This window comes from Streptomyces sp. TLI_146 (genome assembly GCF_002846415.1).
Classification (GTDB): Bacteria; Actinomycetota; Actinomycetes; order Streptomycetales; family Streptomycetaceae; genus Streptomyces.
Genome location: NZ_PJMX01000001.1, coordinates 3,893,724 through 3,906,061, shown reverse-complemented (window position 1 = coordinate 3,906,061; position 12,338 = coordinate 3,893,724). Strand labels below are relative to the sequence as shown.

Annotated in this window: 8 protein-coding genes; 5 read left to right on the top strand and 3 right to left on the bottom strand. The window is 74.0% G+C overall.

What is annotated here, in order from left to right; translation table 11 throughout:
• Positions 1-7 precede the first annotated feature (7 nt).
• Positions 8-1,339 carry an ABC transporter substrate-binding protein gene (locus BX283_RS17645; protein WP_257583031.1) on the bottom strand — a complete coding sequence of 444 codons (1,332 nt, stop codon included), beginning with the start codon at positions 1,337-1,339 and terminating at the stop codon, positions 8-10.
• A 527-nt stretch (positions 1,340-1,866) separates the two neighbouring features.
• Entirely contained in the window at positions 1,867-5,109 is a 3,243-nt protein-coding gene (locus BX283_RS17640) for an FtsK/SpoIIIE domain-containing protein (protein WP_101388543.1), read from the bottom strand.
• A 408-nt stretch (positions 5,110-5,517) separates the two neighbouring features.
• On the opposite strand from BX283_RS17640, the gene BX283_RS17635 reads away from it, so the two are divergent.
• From BX283_RS17635 to BX283_RS17620, 4 genes are all read left to right on the top strand, one after another.
• Positions 5,518-7,200 carry a serine/threonine-protein kinase gene (locus BX283_RS17635; RefSeq protein ID WP_101388542.1) on the top strand — a complete coding sequence of 561 codons (1,683 nt, stop codon included), beginning with the start codon at positions 5,518-5,520 and terminating at the stop codon, positions 7,198-7,200.
• 169 nt (positions 7,201-7,369) lie between these two features.
• Positions 7,370-8,599 carry a serine/threonine-protein kinase gene (locus tag BX283_RS17630; protein ID WP_101388541.1) on the top strand — a complete coding sequence of 410 codons (1,230 nt, stop codon included), beginning with the start codon at positions 7,370-7,372 and terminating at the stop codon, positions 8,597-8,599.
• A 68-nt stretch (positions 8,600-8,667) separates the two neighbouring features.
• A complete protein-coding gene (prfB, locus tag BX283_RS17625) occupies positions 8,668-9,771 on the top strand; it encodes a peptide chain release factor 2 (RefSeq protein ID WP_101388540.1) in 1,104 nt (367 codons plus the stop codon).
• 282 nt (positions 9,772-10,053) lie between these two features.
• Positions 10,054-11,064, top strand: coding sequence for a hypothetical protein (locus BX283_RS17620; RefSeq protein ID WP_143676433.1), 1,011 nt, complete (start codon positions 10,054-10,056; stop codon positions 11,062-11,064).
• A gap of 99 nt (positions 11,065-11,163) precedes the next feature.
• On the opposite strand, the gene BX283_RS17615 is transcribed toward BX283_RS17620, so the two are convergent.
• A complete protein-coding gene (locus BX283_RS17615; protein WP_101388538.1) occupies positions 11,164-11,355 on the bottom strand; it encodes a hypothetical protein in 192 nt (63 codons plus the stop codon).
• A 280-nt stretch (positions 11,356-11,635) separates the two neighbouring features.
• Between BX283_RS17615 and ftsE the strand changes: the two genes are divergently transcribed.
• Positions 11,636-12,325, top strand: a complete 690-nt coding sequence (ftsE, locus tag BX283_RS17610) for a cell division ATP-binding protein FtsE (RefSeq protein WP_101388537.1) — start codon at positions 11,636-11,638, stop codon at positions 12,323-12,325.
• The last annotated feature ends 13 nt before the right edge of the window (positions 12,326-12,338 follow it).

Here is a 12,338-nt window from a genome sequence, read left to right as displayed (position 1 = left end):
GGCCCGGTCAGCTCTTGTACGCCGCGGCCGCGTCGGCCTCCAGCCTGGCCTGCGCACCGGCGACGTCCTTCGGGTTCTTCAGGAAGTCCTGGAGGTCCTTCCACTCGCCCTTGCCCGGTGTTCCGCCGAAGGACTGCGGCGCCTGGTCGGACATGTCGAACCGCACGTCGTCCCCGGCCGCGATCAGCGCCTTGGCGATGTCACGCTGTACGTCATTGGGGTACGCGGCGAGGTCGGCGGCCTTGTTGGGCGAGATGTAGCCGCCCGCGGCGGCCCACACCTTGGCGGCGTCCGGGGAGGCGAGCCAGGTCAGCAGGGCCTGGGCGCCCTTGGTGTCCTTGAGGGCGACGGCGGCGTCCCCGCCGGTGACGACGGGCGCGGTGGCGCCGACGGCCGGGAAGGGGAAGACCTTGGCGTCGGTGCCGACCTTCGCACCGGCCTGCGCGATGTTGACGCCGACGAAGTCCCCCTCGAAGACCATCGCTGCCTTGGGCTGCTCGCCGCCGGTGAAGGTCTGGGTGACGGAAGCGGGGAACTCGGTCTGGAGGGCGCCGGTCGCGCCGCCGGCGATGAGGTCGGGCTTGCCGAAGAGCTGGCCGAGGGTGGTCAGGGCGTCCTTGACGGACGGGTCCGTCCACTTGATCTGGTGCTTGGCCAGCTGGTCGTACTTCTCGGGCCCCGCCTGGGAGAGGTAGACGTTCTCGAACCAGTCGGTGAGGGTCCAGCCGTCGGCGCCGCCGACGGAGACGGGGGTGACGCCGGAGGCGGAGACGGTGTCGGCGGTGGCGAGGAAGTCCTTCCAGGTCTTCGGCACCTGGGCGCCGGCGGTCTCGAAAACCTTGCTGTTGTACCAGACCAGGGACTTGTTGGCGGCCTTGAAGTACACGGCGTACTGGGTGCCGTCGACCGCGCCGAGGTCCTGCCAGACCTTGGAGTAGTTCTTGGCGAGCTGGGCCTTGGCCTCCGGCCCGACGGGCTTGACCCACTTCTTCTGCACGGCCTGCTGGATGGCCCCGACCTGCGGCAGCATCGCCACGTCGGGCGGACTGCCACCGGCGATCTTGGTGCCGAGGAAGTTGACGATGGGGTCCTGGGCGGGGACGAAGGTGACGGTGGCGCCGGTCCGGTGCTCGAACTCCTTCAGCACCTTGACGAAGTTGGCCTGCTCGGGTCCGGTCCAGACGGCGGCGACCTCGATCTTCTGCCCGTCGAGCCGGGGCAGGGCGACGGCTCCCGCGGGGCTGCCGGACCTGCTCTTCTCCGGCTTCGCGCCGTCGTCGTCCTTCTTGTCGTCCCCGCAGGCGGTGGCGGTGAGGGCGAGCGCCCCGACGATGGCCATCCCGACCAGCTTCCGACCCGTACGCGTGCCTCTACGCATGCCTGTACGCATGACTTGCCGCCTCCCGCCGCCGAGGTCGTCCCGTCCGGACAGTCCTACGCCGGGTGCGGGTACCCCGCAATAGCGCGATCGCTCCCAACTGGGGGATCGTGATGGGCTCGTGACGTGGGGTCAGGGCCCGGGATTCGTCTGCGGGCCGGTGGGTGGCTGGTCGCCCAGTTCCCCGCGCCCCATTTTTGGCCCGGGGTCCGTCTGCGGGCCGGTGGTGGGCTGGTCGCGCCGTTCCCCGCGCCCCTGACCCCTCCTTCGTCTGCGGACCGTGGTCGGTTGCTCGCACAGTTCCCCGCGCCCCTGAAGTGCTCGGCTTCGCCGTCGCACGCGCCCGTACCCCCTAGGGGCGCGGGGAACTGCGCGACCAGCCACCCACGGTCCGCAGACGAACGAAGCGGGGTGCAGGGGCCGCAGGCCCCGCAAAGGGGGCCGGGGGCGTAGCCCCCGGGAAGCGAGTCTCCAGTTGGGGAGGGGGCTCAGAGGCCCGGCGGCGCCGCCGCGTGGACCACCCGGCCCGCTCTTTCCAGCGCGCTGGCCAGCAACGCCAGATCCGTAGGCCCGTTCCCCAGCTCCCGCACCGGCCGCCGAGCCGGCGGATCCCCCATCCGCTCCCACTCCAGCGGCACCACCGTCGGACGAAGCGTCGCCGTCCGGGGTATCCGCCCGGTGACCCGCCCGCCCTGGAACGGCGTCACCGAACCGTCCGACAGGAGCAGCCGCCCCCGCCCCGGCGACGGCTCCTCCGGCGACGGCACGACCGGCGGCGCGTCGAGCCGCACCACATGCCGCACCCCCCGCGCCAGCTCCGTGTCCGCCGTACGCTCCGGGCGGGCCGACGTCGCGACCAGGTGGACCCCCAGCCGCTCCCCGTCCCGCGCCACCGCCTCAAGCGCGCGCACCACCGACCCCGCGGCGGGCCGCCCGGGGCTGCCGAGCGCGGGCGCGACCAGCGCGTCGAGGTCGTCCACCAGGACGACGAGACGCGCGAGGGGCGGCGGCCCCGCCTCCGTACGCGTACGCCCGAGGGGCCGCAGCCGCAGCGTGCTGGTGGACGGCGCGTCCACGTCCCCCTCGCCGGCGGACGGCGACCGCGGCCCGGCCGCCCGCTCCGCCGCCACCTCCTGCGACTGCCGCGCCACCCACTGGGCGAACCCCAGCTCGCCGAGCAGCTCCGCCCGCCGCTTCAGCTCCGCCCCCAGCGCCTGCGCGAACTCCCGCATACGGACCGGGTCGGAGGCCACCAAGTGCGTGGAGACATGGGGGAGTTCGGTGCAGGGGCGCAGGCCCTCGCCGCGCTCCCCGCCCGCCCCGTCGACCAGCACGAGCGCCAGCCGGTCCGGCCGCGCCCCCGCAGCCAGCGACGCGGCGACCGCCCGCAGCAGCTCCGTACGCCCGCTGCCCGCCGGTCCCTCGATCATCAGATGCGGCCCGTCGGAGGCGAGGTCGACGCCGACCGGGCCGCGCGGCCCGGTGCCGAGCACCACCGCGCCGTCCGGCGCCGACTCCCAGCGCGCCATCAGGGACGCCGGGGTGGCCCGGGCCAGGCCCAGTTCGTCGAGCAGCCGGGAGGAGGGCGGCAGCGCCACCGGCGGCCGCCCGGGCGCGGTGGTCCCGTCGCCCGCCCGCAGCGGCGCCAGCGCCCGCGCGAACCGCTCGGCCCACGCCACCGACACCGCGTCCACCACCGCCAGCGTGCCGTGCCCGGCCGGGCGGCCCCCGGCCGTGCGCAGCAGCCGCAGCGCCGTGGCCACGTCCCCGCTGAGCAGCGCCGCCGCCCCGCACTCGCGGAAGGGGAGCGAGACCGCGCACGCCGACTCGTACGTCGCCTCCACCGGCGACACCGGCGAGGCGGCCGGCGTCTCGGCGAGACAGAGCAGATGGATGCCCGCCGCGCCCCCGGCGCACGCCAGCCGGGCCGTCGTCTCGCGCAGCACGGACGAGCCGGGGTCGCCGTCGACGATCACCACCGTGTACGGACCCGAGTAGCGGCGGGTCGCGTCGGCCACGGCGGCCGGGTCGGCGGACGCCCAGCCAGGACCCAGCGGGCTGTCGTCCAGGCGCCGGACCAGCTCGGTCGTCCGGGCCGTGGCCTGCTCCCGGTCGTACGCGAGCAGCAGCCGGCAGTCCTGGCCGTGCCCGGGCCTCACATGCGGGAGCCAGCCGAGCCAGCCCCACTCCGCGGTACGCGTCTGGAGGCTGCGGCCGCGCTCCGTGCTGATGAGGACGATCTCCAGGTCGGCCGGTGCGTGCAGCGCCGCGAGCTGGGCCACGGCCGCCCTGGCCAGGCCGTTCAGCCGGGGGCGTGGTCCGGCGAGCCCGAGTGAGCCGGCCTCCCGCAGCCCCACGGTGACCGGCACGGCCGCGAGCTCGCCCCGGTCCGCCGTCCCGACCCGGATCGCCAGCTCCTCCGGGTGCCCGGGGCGGCGCTCCCACAGCCGCGGCCCGGGTCCCAGCGCGGTCAGCAGCAGCGCGGCCGGGTCGGGCCACCGCTCCGGGGCGGGCGGCGCGCCCGGCACCACGGCCGCGGCCTCGGCGGGCTCCGGTTCGTGCACGTCCTCGCCGCGGCCTCCGGTCAGCCGCCGCGCCCAGGCCCCGATCCCGCCGCGCCGCCGGGACGGCGCCCCGTCGTCCACGCGTGCGTGCTCGACGTCCTCCGGCAGCCGGGTCCCGCGCGGAGGCGTCCCGACCCGCCTGCTGGAGCCGGGGGCGTAGGCCTGGTCGTCGCCGCCCTGGGTGTCCCTCTCATCGTCCGTGCGCCGCGCCCCGGGCACGCGCGCGTGGCCGCTCCCGGCCTGCGGCCCGGACACGCCGCCGTACGTGCCGTACCCGCCCTCCGTACGCCCCGGCTCCAAGCCCTCCTGGCCGTCCCGCCCGTGCGCCCGCCCGCCGCTCTCCCCGGTGAAGCCCGTGCCGTGCGTGGTGGGGCCGTGGGTCGGCGGGCCGTGTCCGGCGGGGCCCGGGTCGCTCGACGCGCGCGGGGACGGCACCCGGGGGGCCTCCGCGGCCGCCGGGGCGCCCTCCCCGTACGCCACCGGTCCCGACGGCGGCTGCGGGGGCGAGGCGGCCGGGGTCACCCGGACGTGCCCCTCCCCGTCCGGCGCGGTGGGCAGCGGCTCGGGGGCCGGGGTGCCGGTGCTCAGCCGCAGGGCGGACTCACCGAGGCGCAGCAGCGCGCCCACCGGCAGGCGCACCGGGTGCGGGCCGACCGGGGCGCCGTCCACGCGCGTGCCGTTCGTCGAGCCCAGGTCGGCCACCGAGACCCGGCCGCCCTCGCCGACCGTCACCGCGCAGTGCAGCCGGGACACATCCGGGTCGTCCAGCGGAACGTCCGCGTCCGCCGAGCGGCCGACGCGGATCTGGCCGCCGTGCAGCAGATGGACCCCGCCCGCGTCCGGCCCCGCGACCACGCACAGCCGGGCCGGGGCCGCCTCCTCGTGCTCCTCGTACGCGTACGAGGAGGAGTCGGCCGGGGCGGAGAGGGACAGCACCGCCCCGTCCACCAGTGGCGGCTCGCCGAGCACGCGGCGCTGGGGATCGAGGCGCTCCCGGCCCGCGTAGAGCACCACCGTGCTGGACACCTCGGAGCCGGACGCGGCGGTGGCGAGGCCCGAGGCGACGGCCGCGAGGGCGGTCCCGGCGGGCGCGGTCACGAGCACGTCGCAGGCGCGCGCCGCAGCGTGGCCGCTGCGCGGCGCGAGGACGGTCAGCCGGATCTGCATCGCCTCGGCGGTCCCTTCTGCGCGGGGGTGCCGGGCACGGAGGGAAAGGCCCTTGTGATTCCCCCCACCAGGCACACATGTCGTGCTGAGGGCATCCTCGCACCTGCCACTGACAACACGCCCGCCCCCCACCTCCAAGTGATCTTGAATGGTCGGCTCTAGGCGCAAATGTGGCCGCAAAGTGGCCGGTTGCGCACCTCGCCGGAATCGCTCACCCCGGTTCGGCACGGCCGTTCGGCAACCTTCCGTACGACGGTGACGTCTTTCCTTCGAACAACCGGAGCGTGTGGGCCCGCGCCGCCACCGCCGTCGCGGCGGCCGTCGTGACAGTCGGCGGCACTACAGTGGGCGGCTCGGGGGACACCCGAAGAGACCCGGATCCAGCCAGACCAGCAGGGAGCGCATGACGTGCGGCCGGTAGGCAGCAAGTACTTGCTCGTGGAGCCGCTCGGACGCGGTGCCACGGGCACCGTCTGGCGCGCCCGCCAGCGTGAAGCGGCGGGCGCCGAGGCGGCCGTGGCCGGCCAGCCCGGCGAGACCGTCGCGATCAAGGTCCTCAAGGAGGAGCTGGCCAACGACGCCGACGTCGTGATGCGGTTCCTGCGCGAGCGGTCGGTGCTGCTGCGCCTGACGCACCCCAACATCGTGCGCACCCGCGACCTCGTCGTCGAGGGCGATCTGCTCGCCCTGGTCATGGACCTGGTCGACGGCCCCGACCTGCACCGCTATCTGCGCGAGAACGGCCCGCTGACCCCGGTCGCCGCCTCCCTGCTCACCGCCCAGATCGCCGACGCGCTCGCCGCCAGCCACGCCGACGGCGTCGTCCACCGCGATCTGAAGCCCGCCAACGTCCTGCTGGACGAGCGTGACGGCGCCATGCACCCGATGCTCACCGACTTCGGCATCGCGCGCCTGGCGGACTCCCCGGGCCTGACCCGTACGCACGAGTTCGTGGGCACGCCCGCGTATGTGGCGCCGGAGTCCGCCGAGGGCCGCCCGCAGACCTCCGCCGTCGACGTCTACGGCGCCGGAATCCTGATGTACGAGCTGGTCACCGGGCGTCCGCCGTTCGCGGGCGGGACGGCTCTGGAGGTGCTGCACCGGCATCTGAGCGAGGAGCCGCGCCGCCCCACGACCGTGCCCGGCCCGCTGTGGACGGTCATCGAGCGCTGTCTGCGCAAGAACCCGGACGAGCGGCCGAGCGCCGAGAACCTCGCGCGCGCCCTGCGCGTCGTGGCCGACGGCATCGGGGTGCACTCCAGCCCGGCCCAGGTCGAGGCGGCCGACGGCGTCGGCGCGCTGCTCGCGCCCGACCCGGCGCCCGCGCCCGTCCCCGAGACGCCCGGCGCCGCCGACCCGACGCAGGTGCTGCCGAGCAACGCGGGCTCGTACGACCCGAATGCGGCGACCTCGTACCTGCCGAACACGCCCGGCGCCGCCGACCCGACCGCCGTCCTGCCCAACCGGGGCGCGGCCGACCCGACGGCCGTGCTGCCGCCGGTGCCGCAGGGCCAGTACGGCCAGGGCGGCCCCGACCAGCAGCAGCCCGAGCAGCCGCACCCCTGGCAGTCCCAGCTCCAGGCGGCCCGCGACCGCAACGAGCAGACGCAGGTCCAGTACCTGGACCCGGAGCAGGACCCGCTGCGCCGCCGCCCGCACCGCCAGGCGCAGCAGCCCCACCCGCAACAGCAGCAGCGGCCCCAGCAGTACGCCCCGCAGCAGCCTCAGCAGTACCGGCAGCCGCAGCAGCCCCAGCCGTACGCGCAGCCCCCGCAGCACCAGCAGTACGCGCCGCCGCCCCAGCACCAGCAGCGTCAGCAGTACGCGCCGCCGCAGGCACCCCAGCCGCAGCAGCCGCAGGCCCCCGCGCCCCGCGAGCCGCGCCGCAGCGCCAACCCGATGCGGATCCCGGGGCTCGGCTGCCTCAAGGGCTGCCTGTTCACGCTCGTCCTGCTGTTCGTGGCGGGCTGGCTGATCTGGGAGCTGACCCCGCTTCAGGACTGGGTGGCCGAGGGCAAGAGCTACTGGCAGGCCATCGGCGACGCGGCCGACAAGGTCTCGGGCTGGCTCGGCAAGCTCAACGGCAACTGAGCGGCGACGGAGTGGCGACGGGGCGGCAAGTGAGCGGCGACTGAGGCCCGCGCCACCCCGACTTCGTGGATTTGTCGACTTCCAGGGGGTGATTTCCCCCTCGGAAGTGAAGGTTGCCCTTCTGGCCGCGTAGCCTCGGCGTGCACAGCCAGCCGCTGAGGGAGCAGTCTTGGCACGGAATATCGGCAGCCGGTACACCGCCCACCAGATCCTGGGGCGGGGCAGCGCCGGCACGGTGTGGCTAGGTGAGGGGCCCGACGGGCCCGTCGCCATCAAGCTGCTGCGCGAGGACCTCGCCGCCGACCAGGAGCTGGTCGGCCGCTTCGTCCAGGAGCGCACCGCGCTGCTCGGCCTCGACCACCCCAACGTCGTCGGCGTGCGCGACCTCGTCGTCGACGGCAACGACCTCGCCCTGGTCATGGACCTGGTGCGGGGCACGGACGTACGCACCCGGCTCGACCGCGAGCGCCGGCTCGCCCCCGAGGCGGCGGTGGCGATCGTCGCGGACGTGGCCGACGGCCTCGCCGCGGCCCACGCGGCCGGAGTCGTGCACCGCGACGTCAAGCCCGAGAACATCCTCCTGGACATGCAGGGCCCGCTCGGCCCCGGCGGCTCGCACCCGGCCCTCCTCACCGACTTCGGTGTGGCCAAGCTGATCGACACCCCGCGCCGCACCAAGGCCACCCGCATCATCGGCACGCCCGACTATCTGGCCCCCGAGATCGTCGAGGGCCTCCCGCCCCGGGCGGCGGTGGACATCTACGCCCTGGCGACGGTCCTGTACGAGCTCCTGGCGGGCTTCACGCCGTTCGGCGGCGGCCACCCCGGCGCGGTCCTGCGCCGCCATGTCACCGAGACCGTGGTGCCGCTGCCGGGCATCCCCGACGAGCTCTGGCAGCTGGTCGTCCAGTGCCTCGCCAAGGCCCCGGCCTCCCGGCTGCGCGCCTCCGAGCTCTCCGTCCGGCTGCGCGAGCTGCTGCCGCTGGTGGCGGGGATGCCGCCGCTGGACGTGGACGAGCCGGACGCCGAGGAGCCCGAGGAGCCGGTGTACGAGGAGCCCGCCTCGCCCTCCGTCAGGCCCCGCCGGGGCGCGGTGCCGCTGGTGCCGGGCGCCCCCCTGGACTCCAACCGCGACACCCACACCAGCATGCGCGTCCCCGGCCCCGACGAACTGGCGGGCGGCCCCCTCGGCACGGCCCGCGCCCCCCGCCCGTCGGGCACCCCCCGCCCCGGCTCGGCCCGCCACCGCGCCGACCAGCTCCGCAGACGCCGCGTGATCCTGGGCGCCTCGGCGGTCGCCCTGACGGCGGCGGTGGCGGTCGGCGGCTGGCTGGTGGCCTCGGGCGGCGACGACAAGCCCCCGCAGGACTCCAAGCACTCGGCGCCGACGCCCCCGTAGACCCGGGCCCGGCGCCCCTGGCACGGCACCGGGGAAACGTCCTTGCGCACAGCCGTTACGCTGGACCCGTGGCAGTCGTCGATGTATCCGAAGAGCTGAAGTCCCTCTCCTCGACCATGGGGTCGATCGAGGCCGTCCTGGACCTCGACAAGCTGAGGGCAGATATCGCCGTGCTCGAGGAGCAGGCCGCCGCGCCGTCCCTGTGGGACGACCCGGAGGCGGCTCAGAAGATCACGAGCAAGCTTTCGCACCTCCAGGCGGAGGTCCGCAAGACCGAGACCCTGCGCGGCCGTATCGACGACCTCGCGGTGCTCTTCGAGCTCGCGCAGGAGATGGACGACGCGGACACCCTGGCCGAGGCCGAGGCCGAGCTCGTCTCCGTCCGCAAGGCGCTGGACGAGATGGAGGTCCGCACCCTCCTGTCCGGCGAGTACGCCGAGCGCGAGGCGCTGGTCAACATCCGTGCCGAGGCCGGCGGCGTCGACGCCTCCGACTTCGCCGAGCGCCTCCAGCGCATGTACCTGCGCTGGGCCGAGCGCCACGGCTACCCGACCGAGGTCTACGAGACGTCGTACGCGGAAGAGGCCGGCATCAAGTCGACCACCTTCGTGGTGAAGGCGCCGTACGCGTACGGAACGCTCTCCGTCGAGCAGGGCACCCACCGTCTGGTGCGCATCTCGCCGTTCGACAACCAGGGCCGCCGCCAGACGTCCTTCGCGGGCGTCGAGGTGCTGCCGGTCGTCGAGACCAGCGACCACGTCGAGATCGACGAGTCCGAGCTGCGCGTCGACGTGTACCGCGCCTCCGGCCCCGGCGGCCAGGGCGTCAACACCACCGACTCGGCCGTGCGCATCACGCACCTGCCGACCGGCATCGTGGTCTCCTGTCAGAACGAGCGCTCGCAGATCCAGAACAAGGCCAGCGCCATGAACGTCCTCCAGGCCAAGCTGCTTGAGCGCCGCCGCCAGGAGGAGCAGGCCAGGATGGACGCCCTCAAGGACGGCGGCAGCTCCTGGGGCAACCAGATGCGCTCCTACGTCCTGCACCCGTACCAGATGGTCAAGGATCTGCGCACCGAGTTCGAGGTCGGCAACCCGCAGGCGGTCCTTGACGGCGAGATCGACGGTTTCCTGGAAGCCGGAATTCGCTGGCGCAAGCAGCAGGAGAAGTAACCGACGGCCCTTTCGGGGCTTTGTCGACAAGGGAACTGCCGTTTATTGAGCGGCAGTTCCCTTTTTACGTCACAGTCGCAACCCCGTACGACGGGCAAGTCGCCGCAATCCCGGCATTCCGTGCGCAACGGCCTTGACGCGATTCTCAGGAGTGCGGAAGGGTGACGCGCGGCATGCGTATTTCCGGGGCGCGTGTGACGGGGGCGACGGAAATCGGCTCCCCGGTCCCGCGGCCCCTGGGCGCTGCTCCATGACGATTGAGCTACTGGGGGTAGCAGGCAGATGACGAAAATGACGCGGGTCCGCGTTGCACGGATAGCCGCGGGCGCGGTGATCGCGGCAGGCGCGTCCCTGACCGCCGCGGGGGCGGCTCAGGCCGTCGGTGTCGATGTCAACATCGGCGGCATCAGCGCCAAGGCCGAGGCCGACAAGAGCGGTGTGGACGTCGGCCTCGGCGTCCAGGGCGAGTCCGACGGCGGCACCGGCACGGTCGGTGGCATCGGCGGCGCCGACACGGGCGGTTCCTCGTCCACCGGGGGTTCGTCCTCCACGGGCGGCACCAGCACCACGGGTGAGACGTCGTCGACGGGCGGCAGCTCGTCCACCGGCGGCACCAGCACCACGGGCGAGACGAGCTCGACCGGTGGCAGCTCGTCCACCGGCGGTTCGACCTCGTCGACCGGTGGCATCGGCGGTGCCGACACCAGCGGCGGCAGCACGGGCGGCTCCTCGTCCACCGGCGGCTCGTCCTCCACGGGCGGTTCGTCCAGCACGGGCGGCTCCAGCACCACGGGCGGCTCGGCCACCGGCGGCTCCACCACCACCTCGGGCGGTTCCTCGTCCACCGGTGGCTCGTCCTCCACGGGCGGCTCCAGCACCACGGGCGGCTCGGCCACCGGCGGCTCCACCACCACCTCGGGCGGTTCCTCGTCCACCGGTGGCACCACGGGCACCGGCGGCACCACCGCCACCGGCGGCAGCTCCACCGGCGGGTCCTCCACCGGGGGCTCCTCGACCGGCGGCTCCTCCGCCACGGGCGGCTCCGGCAGCACCGGTGGCAGCACCGGCGGCGGCACCTGCACCGTCTCGCTGGACGGCGCCCAGTGCCCGGACAACACCGACACGGACAACGTCAGCTCGAAGCCGGTCGAGCAGGGCAAGGCCAAGGAGGAGCTCGCCGAGACCGGTGCGGGCGAGACCACGTTCCTGCTGCTCGGTGCCGCGACGATGATCGCCGGTGGCATCGGCTTCCGGTTCATGCCGCGCCTGGTCGGCGGCCGTACCGCCGCCTGATCGGACAGCCGGTCGGATCCGTAGTGGATCAGTAGCGGATCAGAACGACGTGGGGCCCGGGGTGCACCTGCACCCCGGGCCCCACGTCGTTCTACGTCGTCACACGGTCTGGTGGGCCAGCAGGGCCACCGCGGCCACGAGCACCACGAGCAGCGTCACCAGCGCCGCCGGGCTCAGACCGCCCCAGGGGCCTTCCTGCTGCAGCCGCGCGCGGCTGGCCCGGCAGACGGGGCAGCGGCCCTCGCTGACCGGCGCCGCGCAGTTCGCGCACACCAATCGGTCATAGGTCATGCGCTTTCCTCCTCCCGCGCGGCGGAGCCGCCGTATGCACCTACTGCTCCGCACAACGCTCAGGGAAACGCAACCGTTCCCCCTACCACTGTGCCAGCTCGCGCGCGTTTCGGCGCGCCCCGCCGGATTCTGCCCCCTTGCAGGGGCTCGTGGGGGGTCCACGGCCCCCCGTCAACGGGACATAAGGCGCATCCCCGGAACATCCTCGGACGGTGCCTGCACGGCCCAGGCCGGTTCGCGTAGTGTCACGCACACCTATTCCCGGCGACCGTGGTGCACCGTGATCCGATTCGACAACGTCTCCAAGACATATCCCAAGCAGAGCCATCCCGCTCTGCGGGACGTCTCCCTCGACATCGAGAAGGGTGAGTTCGTCTTCCTGGTCGGTTCGTCCGGCTCCGGCAAGTCGACCTTCCTCCGGCTCATCCTGCGCGAGGAGCGCGCCAGCCAAGGGCAGGTGCACGTGCTCGGCAAGGACCTGGCCCGGCTCTCCAACTGGAAGGTGCCGCACATGCGGCGCCAGCTCGGAACCGTCTTCCAGGACTTCCGGCTGCTCCCCAACAAGACCGTGGCCGAGAACGTCGCCTTCGCCCAGGAGGTCATCGGCAAGCCGCGCGGGGAGATCAGGAAGGCCGTGCCCCAGGTGCTCGACCTCGTCGGGCTCGGGGGCAAGGAGGACCGCCGCCCGGGCGAGCTCTCCGGCGGTGAGCAGCAGCGCGTCGCCATCGCGCGGGCCTTCGTCAACCGGCCGATGCTGCTGATCGCGGACGAGCCGACCGGCAACCTGGACCCGCAGACCTCCGTGGGCATCATGAAGCTCCTGGACCGGATCAACCGGACCGGGACGACCGTGATCATGGCGACCCACGACCAGAACATCGTCGACCAGATGCGCAAGCGTGTTATCGAGCTCGAAAAGGGCCGTCTCGTACGTGACCAGGCGCGCGGCGTCTACGGCTACCAGCATTGATGCGCTGAGCATC

What these genes read in the sequence shown, in the direction of transcription:
- BX283_RS17620 (WP_143676433.1), top strand. Translation starts at nt 10,054, where the DNA reads ATGACGAAAATGACGCGGGTCCGCGTTGCACGGATAGCCGCGGGCGCG.
- BX283_RS17640 (WP_101388543.1), bottom strand. Translation starts at nt 5,109, where the DNA reads ATGCAGATCCGGCTGACCGTCCTCGCGCCGCGCAGCGGCCACGCTGCG.
- BX283_RS17645 (WP_257583031.1), bottom strand. Translation starts at nt 1,339, where the DNA reads ATGGCCATCGTCGGGGCGCTCGCCCTCACCGCCACCGCCTGCGGGGAC.
- BX283_RS17615 (WP_101388538.1), bottom strand. Translation starts at nt 11,355, where the DNA reads ATGACCTATGACCGATTGGTGTGCGCGAACTGCGCGGCGCCGGTCAGC.